Origin of the sequence: Streptomyces zagrosensis (genome assembly GCF_014203645.1) — a bacterium.
Taxonomy (GTDB): domain Bacteria; phylum Actinomycetota; class Actinomycetes; order Streptomycetales; family Streptomycetaceae; genus Streptomyces; species Streptomyces zagrosensis.
This window is the reverse complement of sequence record NZ_JACHJL010000028.1, coordinates 62,618-85,497: the sequence shown is the minus strand read 5'-3', so window position 1 is coordinate 85,497 and position 22,880 is coordinate 62,618. Positions and strand designations below refer to the sequence as shown.

The window sequence follows — 22,880 nt, the reverse complement described above, 5'->3', positions numbered from 1 at the left end:
CGACACGACACGTCATCCCTGCCGCCGAAGCGCCGATCTCATTCCTGACCAGCGGAAACGCAGCGATCACCTTCGGAAAGACAACGGGTTCTAAGTACGCCAGTTGAGGCTGCGCGAGGGGCGGTCCGGGTGGGAAGCGCCCGGAAAATGATTGCGTGACGGACGATAGCGAGTCGCGGGCTCCCGCTGGTGGTGTGCAGCGGGAGCCCGCCTTGAGACAGACGGCGGTCGCAGCCCGCCGGTTATCGCGGCGGCTCTGACAGCGCGTGTTCGTCCTGGATGGTCAACACACTGGTCGTCCCGAGTGTGCCTGCCGCGCCAGTGGCCTTGCCGGCGTGTTCGTTTGCCGCCGCGGGTATCACCGCAACGGCTGCCGCAGCGCTCGTAAAAGCGAGAACGATTAGGGCCTTTCGAATGCGGGTCATAGCCGAATCCTCCAAGAGGTGGGAGCGCCGCTCGTCACGTGAATGCTGCAACGGACTATGCGGCGCAGGAGACGTGTGTTCGATGGCTGGCTGAAAGTTAGTGAACCTTGGCGAAAACGACACTGTGCGCTTGAAAGGGCAGGGATCACCGCCGACGACTCCCCCTCCGTGCCATCGACGGTGATCCCTGCACGCACGCCCCAGCTAGGCCGTGGGGTGCAGAGGTGATGCTCTTCTTACACGCGCTCGGAGCTGGCGTGCTCATCCTGCACAACGAGCGGCTTCGGGCTGCTCACGTGCTTGTCCTTGATCACCAGTGGCTCCGAGCTTGCGTGCTCGTCCATAACCACCATCGGTTCGGAGCTTGCGTGCTCGTCCTGGGTGACGAACTGCTTCGGGCTGCTGGCGTGCTCGTCCTTCGTGCTGAGCGGCTTGGGAGCACTGGCGTGCTCGTCCCGGCTGAGCAAGGGCTGCGGGCCGCTCGCGTGCTCATCCAAGGGCCGGTAGCTGTCCGACTGGGGTTTCTTGTCTTCACTCATGGTGCTCAACTCCGTAGACCGTATGTGGCAGGGGCCAGAAGAGCCCGCCCAGCAACTCCCCCGAGGGTCGCTGGACGGGCTACTTGGGGCCGTTCACCATAACGGTGTGGCTCCCCGTTCGACCCGCCTGCCCCCCGACGCGACGGATCGACATGCACGAGAGTGCCTGGGGGCGATAAACGATTGATGAACGCCGGACAGAACCGCAGCCTGAGCGACTCCAAGAGGGCGTCTGGACGCTTCAGGACACGACTGGCGACACCGCATGTACGGAACGGTGCCTTGGTGTCTTCAAGCAGCGGCCATCGGCGACAAAAGTGCCCGCACTTCCTCGACCTCGACTGTCCCCAGCTGCTCGTGAATAGACAACGCCTCACGCCAACAGGCCTGCGCTCGATCGGTCTGACCGATACCCGCAAGCGACCTGCCGAGCACCGTCAATGCAGTGGCGCGCCGCCACTCCCCGCCGATTCCCCGGAGGGCGAGAGCCTGCTCAGCGTGGCCTGCGGCCTCCGGAGCGCGCTGCCCTGCCAGGTATGCCTCCGCCAGCCGGTGATGGACCATGCCTTCCCATAGCGGCTGACGGCTGACACGGAAGATGGTGAGAGCTTCCGTAAGCTGCTGGATGGCCTCGTCGGCCCGCTCGGCTCGGGTGAGGGCCAGGCCGAGGGCGTACTTCGCGTTGGCGAGCCGCAGCGTGAGACCGAGGCTGTCGTAGATGTCGATCCCCTGCTGCGCGAGTCCCACCGCGCTGGCGGTACGTCCCATCGCCAGGTGGACGCGCGAGAGGTTGCACAGCGCGCTGGCTTCCCCCGGACGGTTGTTGTCCGAGCGGAAGGCTTCGATCGCCTGGAGGAGGTACGCCTCGGCTTCCGGGTGGCGCTTTTGGTACAGAGCGATGATGCCGCGCTGGTTTGGTACTCGGCAGGCGGGCACCAGGTCCTCAGCGGCCAACCCCAGCATCATGGCCCGCTTGGCTTCCTCATCGGCTTGCGAGAATCGGCCGAAGAGGCTCCGAATGTGAGCTAGAAAGGTGCGCGCCCGGCCTTCCGCTTTGGGGTCTCCTGCCAGGTGCGCGGCCTCACTGATCGTGGTGGCGGCGCTTTCGTACTGCCGGGAGTTGGCCCCGGACTCGGCCAGATCGACGGCGGCCATGAGAAGGTCAGCGGCGCGGCGGAGCATGCTTCCGCTTGCCGACTGTTGGGCGCACGCGAGAAGGCACCCGGCCTCAGCGAAGAGCCAGTCAAGGGCGGTGTCTCGGCTGGTGAAGACCAGCCCGGGATACACGGTGGGCTCCAAGTGGGCGACCAGCCGGTCCCCAGGCCGCTCGATGGCGTACACCCCTGCCGCCGTGGCCAGGTAGAAGTCCAGCAGCCGCGACATCGCCGCCTCGCATTCCGAGGGTGGCTGTTCGTCGCGTTCCGCGCAGGCACGGGCGAAGAGACGGACCAGGTCGTGGTAGCGGTAGCGGCCCGGGGCTGCGGATTCCAAGAGGGACGCATCGACCAATGACTCAATGAGGTCCTCGGCGTCGTCCTGGTCCATATCGAGTAGCGCAGCCGCGGCGGCTAGCGAGATATCGGGACCATCGGCCAGTCCCAGCAGGCGAAAGGCGCGGGCCTGCGAGGGCTCCAACTGGCCGTAACCGAGCTCGAAGGTGGCCTTCACTGCGAGGTCGCCCGCGCGTAGCTCGTCTAGGCGGCGGCGCTCATCGGCGAGTTTGCGAGCGAGGACAGAGACGGTCCACGTACGGCGTGAGGCGAGCCGGGAAGCGGCGATGCGAAGCGCCAGCGGCAGGAAGCCACAGGCGGCGACCACGTCCATGGCGGCGTCCCGCTCCGAGTTGACGCGCTCTTCACCGACGATGCGGGTGAAGAGTACGAGCGCTTCCTCGGGGCTCATGACATCGAGATCGACCAGATGTGCGCTGGCCAAGTCGATCATGCGGGCGCGGCTGGTGATCAACGCGGCACAGCCCTCGGCACCCGGCAGCAGGGGCCGCACCTGGGCGGCGTCCCGCGCATTGTCGAGCAGGGTGAGGACCTTACGGCCGGCGAGCGTGGATCGATAGAGCGCGGCCCGGTCCTCCAGAGTGTCTGGGATTGCCTCGTCGGGCGTTCCCAGAGCCCGCAGGAAGGAGCCGAGAACCGTCTCCGGTTCCGAAGCATTAGGGCCCGCGCCCTGGAGGTCGATGTACAACTGCCCGTCAGGAAAGTGGTGTCGGGCGGCGTGTGCGACATGGACGGCGAGCGTGGTCTTGCCGACACCGCCGATGCCCGCCACAGCGGAGACCGCCATCACGCTGCCTTCGGCCGTGGCGAGTTGATCACTTAGCTCGTCAACGAAGGCCGCGCGCCCGGTGAAGTCGGCCACGGTGGCCGGCAGCTGTGCTGGTCGTACGGGTGCGGAATGCGCAGCGTTATGCGAGCCCCGCACCGGCGTGTTGAGATCGGCATCCGCCTGCAGAATCCGCTGCTGAAGCTCCGCGAGCTCCGCACGCGGATCGACACCCAGCTCATCGGCGAGCAGCCGCCGGGTGTCGGCGTACACCGCGAGCGCCTCCGCCTGTCGGCCGCTGCGGTAGAGGGCCAGCATGAGCAGCTCGCGAAGGCGTTCGCGCAGCGGGTGCGCGGCCGTCAGAGCAGTCAGTTCGGAAATGGTCTCCGTGTGATGGCCAAGCTCAAGATCGAGGTCCAGTCGGGTCTCGACCAGGCTGAGGCGCCACTCCAGGAGCCGGGTGCGCTGATTGTCCACGTAGGGCCCGGGAAGTCCGGCGAGCGGTTCGCCGTCCCATAGATCGAGGGCCTGGGTGATCAGCTCGCGGGCGCCGGCACGCTCGCCCGCGGTGCGGGCCTTCTCGGCCTCGGCCGCTAGGTGCTCCGCACGGGCGAGGTCGAGCGCGTCCACATCGACGCGCATGGAGTATCCGCCGGCTTCGCTGACGAGTGCCACCGACTCCGGGCCGAACGACTTGCGCAACCGTGAGGCATACGTGCGCAACGTGGCGATGGCGGCGTCCGGGGGCTCGTTGCCCCACAGGCCGTCCACCAACTCGGGAGCGGTGGCCGTCCGACCGTCGCGGAGCAGCAGGGCCGCTAGGAGGGCGCGTTGTTGCGGCGAGCCGGTGCTGAGCTGTTCGTCGCCACGCCAGGCCCGCACGGGCCCGAGCACGGTGAAGCGCAATTGGCGCGCCTGCCCCTGATCGTCGCCCATGGTCTCCCCTTGCCGAGTGTCTTCCGCTTCGCACCGGTCAGTTTGCCTTGTCGGCAGCCTCTACGTCAGTAGGGCCCGAGCCTCTACACAAGGCCCGCAAGAGTTGGCCGATTCGCAATATTCGTTGTTCCGGCAGTTGAGCAGTGTGCTGTACACCGAGCGTCGGGCTCCATGATGCCGGCGCCGTGCAAACTCCATGGTTAACGGCTACTTCCGCGGCTCCCCGGCCATTGGTGGGGATATATCTCTATTTTCTCTTCTATGGCAGGGCTTCGACCTCGATCACTATGAGGCCGCTGTGCCATGAAGCGGCCTGATGGGACGCGACGAGGGGTGTTCTCAGGCCAGTTCACCGGGATGATAGCGATGTCGGGGCGCCCGCGCAGCGCTCATCCACGACGGTTTCCCGTCTCGTATCGGCACGGTACGAGCTGTCCGGTGACCACGCTACTCCTCGTATCGGACCTTGTTACCGCTTCTCTACGGCACTCTGAGATCAACCGTTCGGCGCGCCTTCCGGTTGCCATCGGCACTGTCTTCGAGCCGTCCTCGGGAAGCCGTCCGGATGGCGTGCAGTTGCCCTCCGGATGTCTTACGGCGGCTGGTGCGCTCGCCATCCGGGCAGACGCTTGGCCGCACCGGGCGAGGCCGCCGGCACTGGGCCCGGCAGCCGCGGCCCCACTCGATGGCTCATCTCGGCAGTCCACTTGAGCAGTCCACTTCAGCAGTCCCTTCAGCGGGCTGCTTGGGCAGTGCACTTAGGCGGTCTGCTGGGGCCGCCCATGTGGGTGGTTTACACCGGTAACGCGCGGCATATGCAGCGCACTTCGAGGTACGCCCGGGCGTGATCAAGTCGCCGCAGGCAGGCCGTAGAGGCGAGCCTGGTCGAACGTCGAGACTACAAATAATCCACGGTGGTGTTCACGAACGCGACTATCGACGAGGTCGGCGAACAAGAATATGTCGCATTTGCCCATACGGCGTATACGTGCGGCCCGTCCGAACTATTTACACCTGAAACTTCGTGCCGATCAAGTGTCCGCTAAGTGCCCGTCTCTTTGCTGAGGGTCGGGTTTCGTAGACGCGGCTGACCGCTCCTGGCACGCTCACTTCCGAAGCGGTCCGACGGTTCGCGGGGAATCGAATCCGTCGGTCGCGGAGCCAGAATTGCAACGCTGGCTCTCGGCGAACGGGGGACCCGCTCGTGCCCACCGTCGCGGAGTTGGGCACGAGACGGGGCCGCCGGCTCTCGGGGCCGTGGGGACGGAGGCGCCTACTAGTTATCGCCTTGTATGGATTGGTTGAGGCTGTTGATGAGGCTCGTCGCATACCGCAGTTCTGATGTGTCACTGCTTACGGGGCATCGGCTGCCGGGAGAGCTGCTGGGAGTGCGCCCTGTCGGGCTGTCCACGTCGGCCCCACCGCACCGGATCGCCGAACCGTGGACACGTCGCGACGAGCGGCTGTACGTCGTGCGTGACGTCGCGTACGTGCGGTACACCGAAATTGACTGGGCGAGCGGCCAGGCCCGGCTGGAGATCGGCCCGCGTGAGTTGGTGGAGCACGGTGAGCGCGAGCTGGAGGAGTGCGGCGGGCGTGAGCACGACGGCGACGTGCTGACCGAACTGGTCGAGTCGGCTGTGGAGCACGGCCGCCGCATCCTCAAACTGCGCCGGTTCTACGGCTGGGTCACCCCGGCCGCTCGTCCACCGATGGAGCCCTTGCGAAAGGCCGGATTCGGATGGGAAGCGATCGTGCCGCGGAGTTGCTGGTACGAGGGCGTCGAAGTGGAACGGGAGATGTGGGGAATGGTCGGCCATGCCTGAACTCGTACCACTGGAACTCCCGGAAGGTATACGCCGGTTGCGCCGCTCACCCAGCAGTGGGCTGGGCTTTCTCGGCCTCGACCCGCTGACGCAGAGCGATCAGTGGCTGCTGGGCCGTTTGACGGCCATGGGTGCCGCCTTGTACGTCGGGGGGCGCGGGACCCTCGTCGGATACGCCCCGAGTGTCGCCAATCCCTGGCAGGCGCAGGTGGCGGTGGCCGGGGATGACGGCCCGGCACTACGCACCCTGCTCGCCTTTCTTCGGTCGGCGGTTGCCTGCACCTCTTTCACCGCCACTCTGCGCGCGGCCGATACGAGCCTTCCCGCGGTGCTCGACTGCGGATTCCGTGAAGTCGGCGTGCTGCGCGACCATGCGTTTAGGGCCGGGATTTATCATGACGTCGGCGTCTATTACGCAGCGGTTGCCGATCTGCGCGGTGACACTCCGATGGCCCTCCCGCGCCTAGCCCCTGACCAGGTGAGCAGCACATAGCGGGCCCGAGTGCGGAGCGCCATCGCTGTCGATCGAAAACCTCGGTTTATGACCCGCGCCACCTCAACGACTACCCCGTGCTGGTGATTCGCTTATCAGGCAGTTAGCGCCATGCGTCACGCTGGAGGCGAAGACGGGGCCGACGCGGAGGGGCGACATGACAGCGAACGAACCAGGCGTGTCACACAGCACTATGACGATTCGGCTCTACCAGCACGCCTTGCGGGAGGGGGGAATCGAACCGCAGCACGTCGCGGAGCACCTGAGGATTCCCGCTGAGGAAGCCGCTACCGCGATTGCAGAGCTGCGTGAACTCGGTTTGCTGCGCCGGCTGTCCATAGCCGATCACCGCCTCGTAGCCATGAATCCGCAGACCGCGGCGGCCGAGCGACTGGGCCCGCGCGAGCACTGCCTGCGAGAGGAACAGTCGCGGCTGGCCTTACAGCGCTCCGCAATCGAGGCTTTCATGCCTGTCCATCTCGAAACCACCATGGGAAAGGACCCGGCCGAGGGCATCGAGATCGTTGAAGGCCCCGACCTGGTCGATAAAACACTGACCGACCTGATCGAGGCCTGCCAGACGGAGGCATGTGTCATCCAGCCCTTCGGGCTGCGCACCCAGCGCGAGACCGAGCGAGGGCTGCCGGCGCATCTCGCGATGCTCGGTCGTGGTGTGCGGCAGCGCACGCTGTGCCAGCACAGTACCCGCTACAGCACCGCCACCAAGCAAGCTGTTGCCGCGATCTCCGCGGCGGGGGCGGAGGTGCGCACGCTCGATGTGCTGCCGCCGCAGATGGTGGTCTTCGACTGCTCGCAGGCCGTTCTCACGAGCCTGGACGACGGGGACACCGCCGTGGTCATAAGGAATGCGGCGGCGGCTCGCTATTTCGCCTCCGTCTTCGAGGTCTTCTGGCTGACCGCGGCGCCGTTTCCCGGAGTGGGACCAGGCGAGCGGGACAGGGAGATCTCCCGGGACATCGATGCCGCCATCATCAGGCTCCTCGCCACCGGGGCGAAGGACGAGGTCATCGCGCGGCGGCTGGGCGTATCGCTGCGTACCTGCCGGCGCCGCATCGCCCACCTCATGGACGACATCGGCGCCGACAGCCGCTTCCAGGCGGGGTACTTGGCACGGCAGTACGCGGGAGAGCGGCAGCGCCAGGAGGCGCGGGCCGGCTCCGAGGCCGTGGAGCCGGCACTGTCCGTGGCGCTGCGCGGGCTATGGGAAGAGGCGGTCAGGGTGAGCTGAGCCCGGCGGCGCCACCACACCGGCAGCGGTGTTACGCGCGGGGGCGGGGAGCAGGGACCGGTGTACTAGGCCAGCAGTCGGCTCACTTCGAGCCGCTCGGGTGTGCCGAGCCGCTGGTGGACGGCGAGTGCCTCGCCCCAGCACGCCCGGGCCCGGTCGATCTGGCCCATGGCCGCGAGGGCCTTGCCCAGGACGGTGAGGACGGTGGCGCGGCGCTGCTCGCCGCCGACGGAGCGTAGTTCGAGGGACCGCTCCGCATGGTGTGCGGCGTCTGCGGGGCGTTGGGTCGCGAGGTACACCTCGGCCAGTCGGGCGTGCGTTGACCCCTCCCATAGGCGTTGGCGGTTTTGCTTGAATCGATCGAGCGCGCGTGTCAGATATGCCAGCGCTTCGGCATGACGCCCGGCCTGGCACAGAGCGAGGCCCAGTGCGTACCAACCATTAGCGAGACGGAGGGCCATCCCGGTGTCCTCGTACAGAGCGACGGCCTTGGCCGCGAGTGTGACGGCGCTTTCGGCGCGCCCTGTGGCCGCGTACACGCGCGATATGTTGCTCAGCGAGCCCGCCACACCAGGGCGATTACCATCCGCACTGAAGGCGGCGAGCGCTGCCTCGAAGTGCGCAACGGCATCGATACACCGGCCCTGAGGCAGCGCGACGATGCCGCGCTCGGTGTGCGCCTCGCATAGCGGCACCGGGTCCCCCGCCGTGGCTGCCAATTCCAGGGCTTGCGCCGCCCAGGAGTCCGCCTCGTCGTACTTGCTCGCTATCCGGCAACACTGCGACAGCAACAAGCATGCTCTCCCCTCCGCCCGCGCGTCGTGAGCCGCACGGGCGGCGTCCCGACAGGCCCGTACTGCCAGTTGGTACGAGCGAGACGCTGCGCCGGACTCCGCCAGGTCCTTGATGACGAGTAGGAGGTCGCACGCTCGGTGGCGCATCGAGTCGTTGAGGGATTGGTGAATCGTTGTGAGGAGGCAGTGGACCTCCGGAAAAAGCCAGTCCAAAGCGGCTTCCTGGCCATCGAAGACCAGCCCGTCGTGATCAGTCCGCGCAAGGTGAGCGACCAGCCGGTCTCCGGGCCTCGTCAGTGCATAAACCCCCGCCGCGCTAGCCAAATAGAAGTCCAGCAGCCGGGAGAGCGCGCCCTCTCGCTGGGCCGGAGGCTGGTCGCGGTCGGCGCGGGCGCGGGCGTAGAGGCGGACCAGGTCGTGGAAGCGGTAGCGGCCCGGGGCGGCGGTCTCCAGCAGGGAGGCGTCAACGAGGGACTCGATGAGGCGCTCCGCGTCGGCTGCGCCCATATCGAGGAGAGCCGCGGCGGCGGGAAGGGAGATGTCCGGGGCGTCGGGCAGGCCCAGCAGGCAAAAGGCGCGGGCCTGGCGGGGGTCGAGTTGGCTGTAGCCGAGTTCGAAACTGGCGGCCACCGCCAGGTCGCCGGCGCGGAGCTCGTCCAGGCGGCGACGTTCGTCGGACAGCCTGGCCGCGAGGACGGCCACGGTCCAGGTGCGGCGCGCGCACAGTCGGGAGGCAGCGATGCGAATGGCCAACGGCAGTCGGCCGCAGGCGGTAACGACCTCCCTGGCAGCGTCTTGTTCCACGCTGACGCGGTCGTGCCCCACGATGCGGGTGAAGAGAGTAAGAGACTCTTCCGGTGTCGTTACCTCCAGGTCCACGAGGCGGGCCCCTGCCAGGGCCAGCCGGGCGCGGCTGGTGATCAGCGCGGCGCACCCTTCCGTGCCCGGTAGCAGCGGTCTCACCTGACTGGCGTCGCGCGCGTTGTCCAGCAGGGTGAGGACGCGGCGCCCGGCGAGTGCGGTGCGGTAGAGGGCGGCGCGCTCCTCGGCGTCGGCGGGGATGGCCTCATCGGGGATGCCGAGGGCGCGGAGGAAGGAAGCGAGTACGGTCTCGGGTTCGGCGGCAGCGGTGGGGTCGGTGCCCCGGAGATCGACGTAGAGCTGTCCATCGGGAAAGTGGGACCGGACGGCGTGCGCGACCTGGACGGCGAGTGTCGTCTTGCCGACGCCACCGATGCCCGCGACGGCCGACACCGGCATGACCCGGCCATCGGCCGTGGACAGGTGGTCGGTCAGCTCCGCTACGAGTCGGACACGTCCAGTGAAGTCGGCTGCCGCCGCGGGTAGTTGGGCCGGCCGCACGGCTGTTACCAGGTAGGCGGCTGCTGAGTCGGTGGCCGGCGGGCTCAGGGCTGCGTCGGCCCGCAGAATCCGCTGTTGCAACTCGGAGAGCTCCGTACGCGGCTCGACGCCCAGCTCCTGAGCGAGCAGCCGACGAGCATCGGCGTAGACCGCGAGCGCCTCCGCCTGCCGGCCGCTGCGATACAAGGCCAACATCAGGAGTTCCCGCAGCCGTTCCCGTAACGGATGGGCGGACGTCAGCGCCGTCAACTCGGCGACGATATCCCCTGGGTGACCCGTCTCAACGTCCAGTTCCAGGCGGCTTTCCAGCAGGCTCAGGCGCCACTCCTCCAGGCGGGTGCGCTGGGCTTCGGCGTACGGGCCGGGCACCCCGGCCAGCGCTTCACCGTGCCAGATATCCAGCGCCTGGGCGATCAGGTCGCGGGCCCGGAGGCGGTCGTCCGCGCCGCTGGCCCGCTTCGCCAGCAGCCACAACTTTTTAGCGCGGTCTAGGTCGAGAGCATCGGCTGCCACCCGTAGCGCGTATCCGCCCAACTCGCTGACCAGGACGTTCGAGTCGGCTCCGAGCGTTTTACGCAGCCGGGAGGCGTGGTTGCGCAGCGCGGCGATCGCCGCGTCCGGCGGTTGCGGGCCCCATAGGTCGCTGATCAACTCCGGCGCGGTCGCCGTACGCCCCCGGCGCAGCAACAAGGCCGCCAGCAGGGCGCGCCGCTGCGGCGACCCCACATCAAGCAACTCACCATCCCGACACACCCGCACCGGCCCGAGCACGCCGAAGCACAGCCCCGCTCTGTCAGCGCCCCGCCATTGCCCTGAGCCCTTCCGCGGTCGGGTCTCATCCGCCATAGCTTCCCTCCCCAGGCATAGATCAGCGCAGCGTCAGTCATTTTGCCTGCTTCCTCCGCTCCGCACGGGAGGAAGCAGGGACTGCCCTGAAAGTCGCGAAGTCGTGGCCTGATGTGGTGCGGCTGAGATGCTTCGATCTTCCTCGTCCGGGGCCGCGGTGGGGGTGGGAAGCGGCCGGGGCGTGGCAGGGAATGGCCGAGTGGGCGGCGGGCGTTGGTGCACGGGTGCCGCGAGGGACCGGTAAGACGGAGCGCCGGTGGCCCAGTCAGTCCCCGACCTCGCTCAAAAGTGCGTGCTCGCCCGCACCCGCCCGCACCCGCGCGCACCCGCACCCGCCCGCACCCGCCCGTGCTCGCCCACACCTGAACTCGCACCCGCACTCACGCGCACCCACACACCCCCACCCACCTCGCCCGAGCGCACCAGTTCAGTGGTCGCCCAGGAAGATCGGGTTGGTCATGGCGGCCATCGGGCCCGGCAGGTCAGCCGGTCCATCGCCCGCCGGGGCGTGACGAATCTCCGCCCGGACGTACGCCGCGTACGAGGGCGTCGTCTGCCACTCCACCACGCCGGAGCCGGAACCCGAGCCCGCGCCGGAACCCGAGCCCGCGCCGGAACCCGAGCCCGCGCCCGAGGTGGGCGTCGCCGTGGCGTACAGCTGGCCCTGGTCGGTGATGAGGCGAACCGTGCCGCCCTTGGGTGCGCCGGATATCTCCAGTCGGACCGTCACCCGCTCGTCCTGGGCAACCGCCAACCGGCCGCCGATTCCCGCGTGCTCGCCGTGCCTGCCGAGCGCGGCGAAGGAGAGGTTGATGTCGGCGGACTCCGCTATCCAGCTCCGTCCCGCTCTCAGGCCCGCCAAGATGGCCGGGCGAGATAGGTCGTCGGCCAGCACCACGGTCTGTGGCAGGCCCACCACCTGCGGCTCGCGGTGTGCGTCGCTGTTGCCCATGGCCGGAAGCCATGGCTTGCCGCCGCGCACGCAGGAGACCAGCGTGTTGTCCCACTCGGCGATCGTCACCTCGTCGTCCGGGGTGAACGGGCCGTTCCACACCTCCACCGCGTCCGCGTCATTGAAGCCGAACTTCCAGTTGCAGCCGATGCAGGTCGCATGCGGGTGGGCCGGCACGACCAGGCCATCGGCCTGCCGGATCTTGCGGGAGAACCGGCCGAACGCGTTGTCCCGTGCCCGATACCGCCAATCCACGAAGACGCCCGGGTCCACACCGAGCGCCAGCACATGGCCGTTGCGCGTGGTGATCTCTTCGCCGGTGAGGATCAGCAGGTCATCACCCCACAGCCCGTCCCACGCGGCATGTCCGGAGGTGGTGTTGTGCTCGGTGGTGGTGAGGAAGTCGAGCTTCGCGGCGCGGGCCGCCGCCGCGACTTGCGCGGGGGTGCGCTTGCCGTCCGAGTGGACCGTGTGCAGATGGCTGTCACCTCGGTACCAGGCGCGGCCTCGGCCCTTGGCGCGCTGCGGCGGATACACCGGCCTCGGCGTACGACCCCGCTCCCCGTACCGCAGCGTGATCGTCACCTCGTAGCGCAGGCCCTGTGGCGCGACCGTGTACGGCCCGAGCACCACATGCCAGGTTCCGGCGCCGACCGGGCCCGGCAGATAACCCGGAGTCGCACGCTCTGCGCTGATGGAGAACTCCGTACGGAAACCGCCCGACCAGCCACGAAAGCCACGCCCGCCGAGTTCGGTGCCTCGCTCGTCGAAGATGCCGATGTCACACGCGTTGCCCTGGGTGCCGGCGGGCACCGTGGGTTTGTCGTAGGTGTACGCGACGTGTATCTCCCGGACCCCACGCGGCACCTCGATCGGCAGGTAGACGAAGTCCGGGGCGCCGGGCGGCAGTTCGCCCTTGGCGGTTCGGGTCACCTCGCCTCGCTCGTCCGCCGCCTGGGCGAAGGTCACGGTTCCAAGCGTGAGAGTGCCTGCCGCTCCCGTGGCGGCCGACAGTTTGAGTAGCGCTCGACGATCCATCCCTGTCCCCCCATGAATGCCCCGCACCATCCGCGAAGCCCAGTGCTCACCCTTGCCCATCGGAACGCCCGCGCCGCCCGGCTCACCCGCGCCGCTCGAAACATCCGTACTGCTTCATCGCTCGTGTCGCTCGTGTCGCGTGTGCTGCCCGTACTGCCCGTGCTGCCCGTACCGCCCGTGTCGTTCGTACTACCGCTGCCGCTGGTACGACCCGCGCCGCATCCCGCGTCTCGCTCCGGTGGTCGAGCGGCCCGCAGGACGTCAGACGTACGGTGGTTCGCGCGCCGTATGACAACTGTTGTACGCGTCTGTGACAGGTGCGGAAAGCCCTGTGGATAACGCGATGACGGTGAGAGAACATACGGGCAGTCGGCCCAGCGAGCGCGGAGGTGTAGCACGGCATGCGGATTGCCATCACCAGTTTCCTCACCGACGAGACGGTCGGTCCCGCCCGGCTGGCGCGCGAACTCGAACAGCGCGGATTCGCAGGGCTCTATCTGCCTGAACACACCCATATCCCGGTGGACGCCGCGTCGTTGCCGCCGACTGGCGGGCCGACACCGCGCGAGTACGGCCGTGCTCTCGACCCGTTCGTTGCACTCGGCCAGGCCGCGGCCGTCACCGAACGACTCGGCCTGGCAACCGGCATCACCCTCGTCGCCCAGCACGACCCGATCGATCTCGCCAAGCAGATCGCCACTCTCGATTTCCTCTCCGGCGGCCGGTTCACGCTGGGCGTGGGCTACGGCTGGCACGTGGAGGAGGCCGCCAGTCATGGGGTCGCCTGGTCCACGCGGCGTGAGCTCGTCCGGGATCGGATGGCCGTGATGCAGGCGCTGTGGGCGGCCGAGCCGACCGGTCATGAGGGCGCGTACGGCTCCGTACCAGCCAGCCATGCCCATCCCAAGCCGCTGCTTGCCCCGCGGGAGCGCGCCGGCGCACCGCTGACCGGGCCGCGCACGCTGATCGGCGGGGCGGCCGGGCCGAAGCTGTTCGCTCACATCGCCGAATACGCCGATGGCTGGCTGCCCCTCGGCGGCAGTGGCCTCGGCGAGTCGCTACGGCAGCTGCGCCGGGTCTGGTCCGACGCGGGCCGCCCGGGGGAGCCCGAGGTGGTGCCGTACGCGGTGCTGCCGTCCGCGGGAAAGCTCACGCACTACGCGGACCTGGGCATCAAGGAGATCGTGGCGCAGACCCCGACCGGCGGGGAGAGCGAAGTGCTGCGGGCGCTCGACGGATACGCACAGCACTTGTGAGGGCCACCCGATGGGCGGCTCCGGTACGGGGCGGCCGGCCGGTGCCGCTGTCGAGGCCGCTGCGATGGGCGGCGCCTGCGATCGGGCGTGGCATCCGGCCTTGTGCAAACGGCCCGGCCCCCTTTGTAGGCCCGCATGCCAGCACCTGTGACGTAGTACGCAGTGCTCTTCTACGCCGCTGTCGGAGGCCGCTCGTATCCTCAAGGGATGACGACGAGCGCACAGGGACAGGGACCCGAACGGCAGCCGCAGCGGTCGCGGCAGGCTCGGCAGTCGGACCAGGCCGCGGCTCACCAGACCCCGGCTGACCAGACCCCGGCCGACCAGGCCGCGGCTCACCAGACCCCGGCCGACCAGAGCCCGCCGCCCACGGCCAACGCCATGCGGCGTGCGCTGCGCCGGGCGCGGGACGGCGTGGCGCTGGATGTCGGGGAGGCGGCGGTGTTGCTCCAGGCGCGCGGCGCCGACCTGGAGGACCTGTGCGCGTCCGCCGCGCGAGTGCGGGACGCGGGCCTGGCCGCGGCCGGGCGGCCCGGCGTCATCACGTACTCGCGCAGCGTCTTCATCCCGCTCACCCGGCTGTGCCGGGACAAGTGCCACTACTGCACCTTCGCCACGGTGCCCGGCAAGCTGCGTCGCGCGGGACACGGGATGTACATGTCCCCGGACGAGGTGCTGGCCATCGCTCGGCGGGGCGCCGAAATGGGCTGCAAGGAAGCGCTGATCACGCTCGGAGACAAGCCCGAGGACCGTTGGCCCGAGGCGCGCGAGTGGCTGGAGGCGGAGGGGTATGACGACACCATCTCCTACGTACGCGCCATGGCGATCCGCATCCTGGAAGAGACCGGGCTGCTGCCGCACCTCAACCCCGGGGTCATGTCCTGGACGGACTTCCAGCGGCTCAAGCCGGTCGCCCCGTCGATGGGCATGATGCTGGAGACCACGGCCGATCGGCTGTGGAGCGAGCCGGGCCAGCCGCACTACGGATCGCCCGACAAGGAGCCGGCCGTACGCGTGCGCGTGCTGGAGGACGCGGGGCGTAGCTCCGTGCCGTTCACCAGCGGATTGCTGATCGGCATCGGCGAGACGCCCGAAGAGCGCGCGGAGTCGCTGTTCGCGCTGCGCCGTGTCGCGCGCGCCTACCACGGCATCCAGGAACTCATCATCCAAAACTTCCGCGCCAAGCCGGACACGGCGATGCGGGCGACGCCGGACGCGGAACTGGACGACCTGGTGGCCACCGTCGCCGTGGCCCGGCACATCATGGGCCCCTCGGGCTGCCTCCAGGCTCCGCCGAACCTGGTGGACGGGGACGTCTCGCAGCCGGCGGCCAAGGGCGCGTACGCGCGGCTGATCGGCGCGGGCATCGATGACTGGGGCGGCGTGTCGCCGCTCACCCCCGACCACGTCAACCCCGAGCGGCCCTGGCCGCAGATTGACACGCTCGCCGAGCACAGCGCCGCCGCCGGCTTCCAGTTGCGCGAACGCCTCGCCGTGTACCCGGAGTTCATCCAGCGCGGCGAGCCCTGGCTCGACCCCCGGCTGCTGCCGCACGTCAATGCGCTCGCCGACCCCAAGACGGGCCTGGCCCGCGAGGACGCGGCGCCGATCGGGCTGCCGTGGCAGGAGCCGGACGAGGGCTTCTCGCTGCACTCGCCCGGTACGGGCCGCACGGATCTGCACCGCACCATCGACACCGAGGGTCGCACCGGCGACAGGCGGGACGACTTCGACCACGTCTACGGCGACTGGGAGGCGCTGCGCGAGGCCGCCGCGCCCGGCATGGTGCCCTCTCGGATCGACGGCGATGTGCGGGCCGCGCTGTCCGTGGCCGCCGACGATCCGACCCAGCTCACCGACGACCAGGCGTTGACCTTGCTGCACGCGGACGGCGATGCGCTGGATTCGCTGTGCCGGGTCGCGGACGACCTGCGCCGCTCGGTGGTCGGCGACGATGTGACGTACATCGTCACGCGCAATATCAACTTCACCAACGTCTGCTACACCGGCTGCCGCTTCTGCGCCTTCGCCCAACGTCGTACGGACGCCGACGCGTACACCCTCTCCCTCTCCCAGGTCGCCGACCGCGCCCAGCAGGCGTGGGATGTGGGCGCGGTGGAGGTGTGCATGCAAGGTGGCATTCACCCGGATCTGCCGGGCACCGCGTACTTCGACATCGCGCGGGCGGTGAAGGAACGCGTGCCGGGCATGCATGTGCACGCCTTCTCGCCGATGGAGGTCGTCAACGGCGCGACGCGTACGGGCCTGTCCATCCGCGAGTGGCTGACGTCCGCGCGCGAGGCGGGTCTCGACACCATTCCTGGTACGGCGGCCGAGATCCTCGACGACGAGGTGCGGTGGGTCCTCACCAAGGGCAAGCTGCCCACCGCCACCTGGGTGGAGGTCGTCTCCACGGCACACGAGCTGGGCATTCGCTCCTCGTCCACGATGATGTACGGGCATGTGGACCAGCCCAGGCACTGGCTCGGGCACTTCAGGCAACTGACGAACATGCAGCAAAGGGCCCTGGAGAAGGGCGTCGATGGCTTCACGGAGTTTGTGACGCTGCCCTTCATCCACACCAACGCCCCCGTCTACCTGGCGGGCATCGCCCGCCCGGGCCCCACTACCCGCGACAACCGCGCCGTCACGGCGATGGCCCGGCTGCTGCTCCACCCCTACATCACCAACATCCAGACGAGTTGGGTCAAGCTGGGCGCTGAGGGTGCCGCAGAGATGCTGCGTTCGGGGGCGAACGACCTGGGCGGCACGCTCATGGAGGAGACCATCTCGCGGATGGCCGGGTCGGGCTACGGCTCGTACCGCTCCATTCGCGATCTGATCGCCATAGCGGAGGCCGCGGGGCGCCCGGCCCGCGCCAGGACGACGACGTACGGGCAGGTCCCGCAGGAGCGACAGACCGCGGCCCTGGCATCGGACGGCCATCTGCCGGAGCTGCTGCCGGTGTTGGGGGACTAGCCGCCGGCGTTCGAAGACGAGCGAACCGCCCGGGAAACCGGGCACCGAGGCCGGCCCCACCCAGCAGCACGGGGCCGGCCGACCACCTTTGCTCACCGTCCGCTGAGCCCGCGGGCCAGCCCACGCGCTGGCACGGCCGGCCCCCACCTCGGCCCCCACCGGGCTCCTCCTCGACCTGGCGCCCGGGGCGCGACGTCCATGCCGAGTGCCGCGATGTGGGCAGTGCCATGCCGCGTGACGCGGCACAATGCCCCGAGCGTCCAGCGCTTGGGCACGGTGTGCGGTACGAGCACGGCGGCGAAGGGCCGGTGGAGGACAGCCGAGGGGAGGGGGCGCCCGATGGAGGCGTGGGCGACCGGGCCTGAGGCCGGATCGCGAGGCGGTGCCGTGCCCCGCACGGGCCGTCGCGATGATGTGCTTCACATTCAGCAACGGGCCGGAAGCGATCATTCATGGTCCATTACAGTGCTGAACCAGTTTGGGTGTTGCGCAAAGACCTATAGAAACCTATCGAAAGGGGCGAGGTCGTGACGGCATCTGCCCGTGCAGCGACCGCGATCTGGGGCCGTGCTGAGCAGCAGGACTTCCGCAGCCGGGTCCGCGGTTGCCTGCTCGGTGGAGCGATTGGCGACGCCCTGGGCGCTGGCATCGAGTTCGACTCGCTCGCCGCCATCCGCGAAGCACACGGGCCGGACGGCGTCACGGACTTCGTCGCCGCCTACGGCCGGCGCGGCAACGTCACCGACGACACTCAGATGACCCTGTTCACCGTGGATGGCCTGATCCGCGCCCAGGTCAGGCGGGACACGGGCGCCTGGCATCCGCCCTCCGACGTCTACGGCGCCCACCGCCGCTGGTACGCCACGCAGCACGACTGGGGCCCCGACGAGCGCAACCAGAACGACGGTTGGCTCGCCCGCGAGGAGTGGCTCTACGCCCAGCGCGCCCCCGGCCGGGCCTGCCTGGCCGGCTTCGCAGACGGCCCCATGGGCACCCTGGACGCGCCGAAGAATCCCGACTCCAAGGGGTGCGGCGCGGTGATGCGCTCCGCGCCCTTCGGGCTGCTCGTCGGATGGGAGCCGCAGCTCGTCTTCCAGCTTGCCATCGAGTGCGCGGCGCAGAGCCACGGCCACCCCACCGGCTACCTCTCGGCGGGCGCGTTCGCGCTCATCGTGCACGGCCTGGCCCGCGGCGAACCGCTGGACGGCGCCGTGCAGCGGGCGCTCGCCATGCTGGCCACCAGACCCGGGCACGAGGAGACCACCGACGCGCTCAAGCACGCGCTCGGCGCCGTACGGCAGGGCCTGCCAACGGCGGAGCGGGTTGAGTCGCTCGGAGAGGGCTGGACCGGAGAGGAGGCGCTGGCGATGAGCGTGTACTGCGCGCTGGTCGCCGAGGACATTCGGCACGGGCTGCTGCTCGCGGTCAACCACGGCGGCGACAGCGACTCCACCGGCTCCATCTGCGGCAACCTCCTGGGCACCTTGCACGGTGAGACCGCCCTGCCGCCCGCGTGGCTGGCGGAGGTGGAGGGGCGCAGCACGGCCTTGGAGCTCGCCGACGACTTCGCGATGGAGATGACGCAGGGCCCTGCTCTCCACAGCCCGGCCAAGTCCGCCCCCGCCTGGCTGGCCCGCTACCCCCGCGGCTGATCCGCGCGCCAGCGCGTCGCGCCGGCGCAGGATCGACGGAACACCAGCGCAGCACCACCGCGCTACGAAAAGGCCGGTAGCGTAAAAGCCGCTACCGAAGATCCGCTGCCGAAGCCTGCTACCGAAATGCCTGGCCAGCCGCGCCAGACCCGCGGCCATCGCCCGCGGCGTAAGCGTCACGAAGGACAGCCGCAGTATGGTCGGGTCGGGCTCGCCGGCGTAAAACGGGGCGCCCGGCACATATGCCACGTCATGCGCGATGTCATGCGTGGCGTCGTACGCGGCGTCGTACGCGGCGTCATGCGCGACGGCCTCGCGCAGCAACGCAGCGTCCCAACTCGCGGGCAGCCTCGCCCAGACGAACATGCCGCCCTGCGGCCGATTCCCCTGGGAACCGTCCGGGAGTACGTCGGGCAACCCGGCGATGAGCGCGCCCCCGCGGGCGCGGCAGGCACCGCGTACCCGGGTGAGATGGACATCTACGTCGCAGTCGGTGAGGTAGCGGGCGGCGGCGAGTTGGTTGATGGTCGGCACCAGATGAAGCAGCTTCGGCCGGTCCCGTTCGACGATCGCCGCCAGGGCTTGTCGGGTCCAGGCCCTCCGCGTCGCCCGGCAGGGGCACGATGCGCGCGCCCGCGAGCCCGAAGCACTGGAGCGCCGCGAAATCACACGGCTCCTCCACCAGCATCATGGACGAGAAGGGCAGCAACGGTACGGGAGGGGCGGGGCAGCAACGAGCCCCCTCGGCAAAGACGGCGGCCTGTCGAGAGGGCTCGTAACACCCAACGCGCCCTAGGTGCCGACACGTTGCGGACTTGCAACGGAACGCCGAGGTCAGCGCGGCAACCTCGCTTGTGCGATGAGACCCCAGCGGCTAGCAGCAGCGCACGGTGGTCCGTCGCGGCTCATGGGGTCTCGATGGGAGCTGGGACGGTCCCGGTGCTGTGCGGCGGACCGAGCCGGCTCCCGGGGTGGTCAGCGCTTACCGATGGCTTTCCGTCACCAGGGTGGCGCCGAGCGGATTCAGCAGTTCCGTGCCACGGGGAAGCGGATCAGACGCCCTTGAACGCGCCGCCGTTGACGTCCGCGATAAAGCTGTCCCACGACTCTGGCGAGAAGCTGAGGGAGGGGCCGCTCGGGTCCTTGGAATCGCGCACGGCGATGACCTGGATGCCGGGAGAAGCCACCTCCACACACGCGCCATTTCCTCCGGAGTGCGTGGACTTCTGCCAGGCGTGGGTGTCCCCGCGTCGAATAGCCATGTTTACTCCGATGTGATTGCCGGATGGTGCCCGTCGCCAATCGGGCGACGTGATCGACGCTACTCGCCTCCATCGTTGAGGGAATGGGGCATTCACTCGACCGGATGGCTTATCCCATGGATCTCTTCCACGCGAGGGGCGCGGGGGTGTACTCTCCCCCCTCGCACTTCGAGTAGGCCCTCATATCGTCCTGGCTGGCAACCGGCTGAAGGAGAAACGGTGTTGGTCCGGGATGCGTAGGGGGCGGCGATGGAAAGACGGGCGGGAGCGCGGTGGGCAGCTAAAGGCCGCTTCCTCGCGTATCGGAAAAACGCCACGTAGTTCGCCGGAAAATGTATCGAGCGCCGGCCCGAAAGAGCATCAGTGAAGATTTTTAGCTCGATGTCTGGTGATTTTGCGCATGCTCCCTGGCCACTTTCGCGATGAACTGCCGGCTCTGATCGACGTTGAGAGCCTGGGCCCGCAGATGCTCGTACATCATGCTGTAGCTCTGCACATCGGAAAGCTTCTCCAGGTAGAGGTCGCTGGTGACGCCCTCTAGATAGACCACGCTGGTGTCCGACTCGTCGGAGAACTCCAGAATGGAAAATTGGCCGCTCATGCCGGGGTGTGACCCGAGATCGAACGGAAGCGCCTGCACCGTCACATGGGGCTCGTGGCTCATCTGGATCAGATATTCCAACTGGTCCGCCATGATGCGGGAGTTTCCCACCAGGCGCCGCAGCGCCGACTCGTCCACGACCGCCCACAGCCGTAGCGGACTGAGCGGGTCGGTGATCCGCTCCTGCCGGCGCATCCGCACCTGAACCCGCTGCGCGAGTTGCTCAGCGGTGCCTTCCGGGATGGCCCCGCCGATAACCGCCTCGGCGTACTGCGGGGTCTGGAGCAGCCCCGGGACCACCTGGGACTCGAAGACCCGCAGCGAGGCGGCGTCATTTTCGAAACCGATGTAGACGCTGTACGGAACGTCGCCGAACGCGTTCCACCAACCCTGCTGGCGCGAGTCCTTGGCCATTTGCATCAGCGACTCGACGAGGCGTTTGTCCTCGACCCGGTAGGCGCGGCACAGGTCGCGCACATCGCGCTGGCTGATGCTGCGGCGACCGTTCTCCAGTCGGCTGATCTTCGACTGCGAGACCATCAACTCCTCGGCCACCTCCTCCGCCGTCATGCCCTTCTCCTGGCGGAGTCTGCGCAGTTCCTGCCCCAACCGACGTCGCCTGACCGTGGGGCCCACGTTGGATGTCACGGGAAGTGCACCTCCGGGTTTGTTGTGCTGCCCGTTGCTGGGACCGTCCCCGAAGTCGTGCGGGGACCACTGGTGTTCAGCAGCCTGCCACCACCGATCGGGGCGGCGCTGGAAAACGCACACAGAGGGTCCGGGTATGGCCACGGTCGGCGAAGCGCGCGACCCGCCGGCGGCGCAGGCATGCGCGCGGGGCGGTGGGACGGCCGTCCTTGGGGAACGGTCGTCCCACCACCCCGCGCGTTTCAGCGGCTCCCGAACCGGGTCAATAGGGACTGCGGTGCGGTCAGCGCAAGCGACGCGCGGCATGGCCCGCATCGCCTGCATCGTCTGAGCGGTGCTGATGTGGTGCTAGTTGTGTTGATGTGGTGCTGGTATCGCTAGGTGAATCGGTGTGGTGCTGGTGCGCTGCCTCGGTGCCGTGCGGCGTTGGGGAACGCTGCCGACACCTCGTAGCGCTGGTGCTGCGGGTGTGACGCCGACGGTGCTGGCGGGGTGTTGAGCGGTTCCCAGCCGTCGGCTCACGCCGTCCTACGTGGTGGTGCCCTGAGTTACCTGTGGTGCTGGTGTTGCGTGGTACGTGACGAACTGGTGCTGCGTGTGGAGCGGGTGGAGCGAGTAGTGCCTGCGTCGCCAGGTGGTGCCATGGCGTCGCGCCGGCCGAGGTAACGCCAACTGGCGCTGGGTCGGCCGGCGGTGTGCCGGTTGGCGATGTGCTGACCGGGAGCGAACTGACCGGCGGCACATCGGACGAAACGGTTTTTCGTCGCATCCGACACAGGACCGCCGTCAGCGAGCGCCGACGCGGGCCATGCTTCCGTCCATGCTCCCGTGCAAGGACGCCGACTGCGCCGAAACGCTTGTCGCCGTCTCCGCAGCGGGCCGCGCCCCGGCTGGCCGGCCTGTTGGGGCCGGTGCTCGCCGTGGCGGTGCGGCGGCGCCGTTCTGTACGTCCATCACGGCGTGCGCCACGAGCCCACCCATCGGGTCGTGCCTAATCAGATCCCGGAGCCTGGAGCGCGATGAACGCCCCTCATTCCCCGGGTACAGATGCTTGCCGAGCCCGACCGCGTGGGCCAGGGCGGCAAGCGCCGCGGTCCGTGGGTCCGGCGGTACGCCGGTACGGATCGCGTTATCGAGCCGGGTCCTGATCTCCCGGCTGATGGCCGTCTCCGTCGCTTGGTAGCGAGTCGTCGGCAATACCCCGCACATCTGGCCCGCCACGGCATGCACCATGCCGCACCGCTCCAGGTGCGAGAGATACGTCTGGCGTAGCCCCAGTCGGGGCCCGCCGATCCAGTGGACGGCGCGCACCGGACTGCCGCGTCGGCGCAGCAGTTCGAGCGCGGAGTCCAACGTCGGATCTCCGGTCGGCCGTGGTAGTACCACGGCGATACGATCCCCATCTGGGGCTATCCGTCCTGCCAGAGCCAGCTCTACTAGCTGGGCCCCGGCTAGGCCGAGGTCAAGCGACTGCGGCTGCGCTGTGGTTCCCGTCGCCGGGTCCAAAGCGAGCAACAGAAGCTCCTCCGGAATTGTTCTGCGGCTCCTGCCCATCCATGCCTCCCCGCGTGGATGAGTGACAGGGTGACCCCTCTCACATCTGTCTGTCGAGAGTGCGTGGTCACTTCGGACGGGAACCGGTAGGTATGTCGTTCTCGTCTAGCAGGTGGGCGGCGCCCCTTGGCGAAACGGCTGCGCATATGGGCGGAGCGGCTGCGCACATGCGTCGCAGCGACACAGGACAC

General features: G+C 68.7%; 14 protein-coding genes. 6 read left to right on the top strand and 8 right to left on the bottom strand.

Annotated features, from left to right (window positions below):
* Positions 1-242: 242 nt before the first annotated feature.
* The 3 genes from FHS42_RS33250 to afsR (FHS42_RS33240) form a co-directional block, all read right to left on the bottom strand.
* Positions 243-425 (bottom strand): hypothetical protein, encoded by a 183-nt coding sequence (locus FHS42_RS33250; RefSeq protein WP_184579526.1) that lies wholly within the window; start codon positions 423-425, stop codon positions 243-245.
* Between the two features lie 236 nt (positions 426-661).
* Entirely contained in the window at positions 662-964 is a 303-nt protein-coding gene (locus FHS42_RS33245) for a hypothetical protein (protein ID WP_184579524.1), read from the bottom strand.
* Positions 965-1,255: 291 nt separating this feature from the next.
* A complete protein-coding gene (gene afsR, locus FHS42_RS33240) occupies positions 1,256-4,234 on the bottom strand; it encodes an SARP-family global regulator AfsR (protein ID WP_512700949.1) in 2,979 nt (992 codons plus the stop codon).
* A 1,256-nt stretch (positions 4,235-5,490) separates the two neighbouring features.
* On the opposite strand from afsR (FHS42_RS33240), the gene FHS42_RS33235 reads away from it, so the two are divergent.
* From FHS42_RS33235 to FHS42_RS33225, 3 genes are all read left to right on the top strand, one after another.
* Complete coding sequence (locus FHS42_RS33235; protein WP_184579520.1) at positions 5,491-6,003, top strand: hypothetical protein; 513 nt, start codon at positions 5,491-5,493, stop codon at positions 6,001-6,003.
* Positions 5,996-6,496: a hypothetical protein gene (locus tag FHS42_RS33230; RefSeq protein WP_184579518.1), complete on the top strand. Its 501-nt coding sequence runs from the start codon at positions 5,996-5,998 to the stop codon at positions 6,494-6,496. Before FHS42_RS33235 ends, FHS42_RS33230 begins: the two co-directional genes overlap by 8 nt.
* A 157-nt stretch (positions 6,497-6,653) precedes the next feature.
* Entirely contained in the window at positions 6,654-7,745 is a 1,092-nt protein-coding gene (locus tag FHS42_RS33225) for a helix-turn-helix domain-containing protein (protein WP_184579515.1), read from the top strand.
* Positions 7,746-7,810: 65 nt separating this feature from the next.
* Here FHS42_RS33225 and afsR (FHS42_RS33220) read toward each other — a convergent pair whose 3' ends face one another.
* Positions 7,811-10,747 (bottom strand): SARP-family global regulator AfsR, encoded by a 2,937-nt coding sequence (gene afsR / locus FHS42_RS33220; RefSeq protein WP_184579513.1) that lies wholly within the window; start codon positions 10,745-10,747, stop codon positions 7,811-7,813.
* Positions 10,748-11,174: 427 nt separating this feature from the next.
* Positions 11,175-12,737 (bottom strand): CehA/McbA family metallohydrolase, encoded by a 1,563-nt coding sequence (locus tag FHS42_RS33215; protein WP_184579511.1) that lies wholly within the window; start codon positions 12,735-12,737, stop codon positions 11,175-11,177.
* Positions 12,738-13,138: 401 nt separating this feature from the next.
* On the opposite strand from FHS42_RS33215, the gene FHS42_RS33210 reads away from it, so the two are divergent.
* From FHS42_RS33210 to FHS42_RS33200, 3 genes are all read left to right on the top strand, one after another.
* Positions 13,139-13,993, top strand: a complete 855-nt coding sequence (locus tag FHS42_RS33210) for a TIGR03619 family F420-dependent LLM class oxidoreductase (protein ID WP_184579509.1) — start codon at positions 13,139-13,141, stop codon at positions 13,991-13,993.
* Positions 13,994-14,200: 207 nt separating this feature from the next.
* Positions 14,201-16,972: a bifunctional FO biosynthesis protein CofGH gene (locus FHS42_RS33205; protein ID WP_281392919.1), complete on the top strand. Its 2,772-nt coding sequence runs from the start codon at positions 14,201-14,203 to the stop codon at positions 16,970-16,972.
* A 527-nt stretch (positions 16,973-17,499) separates the two neighbouring features.
* A complete protein-coding gene (locus FHS42_RS33200; RefSeq protein ID WP_184579507.1) occupies positions 17,500-18,624 on the top strand; it encodes an ADP-ribosylglycohydrolase family protein in 1,125 nt (374 codons plus the stop codon).
* Between the two features lie 1,052 nt (positions 18,625-19,676).
* Here FHS42_RS33200 and FHS42_RS33195 read toward each other — a convergent pair.
* The 3 genes from FHS42_RS33195 to FHS42_RS33185 form a co-directional block, all read right to left on the bottom strand.
* The gene (locus FHS42_RS33195) at positions 19,677-19,886 is read right to left on the bottom strand and encodes a DUF397 domain-containing protein (RefSeq protein ID WP_184579505.1); all 210 of its coding nucleotides are present in this window, start codon (positions 19,884-19,886) and stop codon (positions 19,677-19,679) included.
* 373 nt (positions 19,887-20,259) lie between these two features.
* Positions 20,260-21,135 (bottom strand): helix-turn-helix domain-containing protein, encoded by an 876-nt coding sequence (locus tag FHS42_RS33190; RefSeq protein ID WP_184579504.1) that lies wholly within the window; start codon positions 21,133-21,135, stop codon positions 20,260-20,262.
* Positions 21,136-21,921: 786 nt separating this feature from the next.
* On the bottom strand, positions 21,922-22,689 hold the full coding sequence (locus tag FHS42_RS33185) for a GOLPH3/VPS74 family protein (protein WP_184579502.1): 768 nt from the start codon (positions 22,687-22,689) through the stop codon (positions 21,922-21,924).
* Positions 22,690-22,880: the final 191 nt, after the last annotated feature.

Excerpts from the sequence above, each read along its gene's own strand:
- FHS42_RS33250 (WP_184579526.1), bottom strand. The coding sequence starts at position 425 with ATGACCCGCATTCGAAAGGCCCTAATCGTTCTCGCTTTTACGAGCGCT.
- FHS42_RS33245 (WP_184579524.1), bottom strand. The coding sequence starts at position 964 with ATGAGTGAAGACAAGAAACCCCAGTCGGACAGCTACCGGCCCTTGGAT.
- FHS42_RS33235 (WP_184579520.1), top strand. The coding sequence starts at position 5,491 with ATGAGGCTCGTCGCATACCGCAGTTCTGATGTGTCACTGCTTACGGGG.
- FHS42_RS33230 (WP_184579518.1), top strand. The coding sequence starts at position 5,996 with ATGCCTGAACTCGTACCACTGGAACTCCCGGAAGGTATACGCCGGTTG.
- FHS42_RS33225 (WP_184579515.1), top strand. The coding sequence starts at position 6,654 with ATGACAGCGAACGAACCAGGCGTGTCACACAGCACTATGACGATTCGG.
- afsR (WP_184579513.1), bottom strand. The coding sequence starts at position 10,747 with ATGGCGGATGAGACCCGACCGCGGAAGGGCTCAGGGCAATGGCGGGGC.
- FHS42_RS33215 (WP_184579511.1), bottom strand. The coding sequence starts at position 12,737 with ATGGATCGTCGAGCGCTACTCAAACTGTCGGCCGCCACGGGAGCGGCA.
- FHS42_RS33210 (WP_184579509.1), top strand. The coding sequence starts at position 13,139 with ATGCGGATTGCCATCACCAGTTTCCTCACCGACGAGACGGTCGGTCCC.
- FHS42_RS33205 (WP_281392919.1), top strand. The coding sequence starts at position 14,201 with ATGACGACGAGCGCACAGGGACAGGGACCCGAACGGCAGCCGCAGCGG.
- FHS42_RS33195 (WP_184579505.1), bottom strand. The coding sequence starts at position 19,886 with ATGGCTATTCGACGCGGGGACACCCACGCCTGGCAGAAGTCCACGCAC.
- FHS42_RS33185 (WP_184579502.1), bottom strand. The coding sequence starts at position 22,689 with ATGGGCAGGAGCCGCAGAACAATTCCGGAGGAGCTTCTGTTGCTCGCT.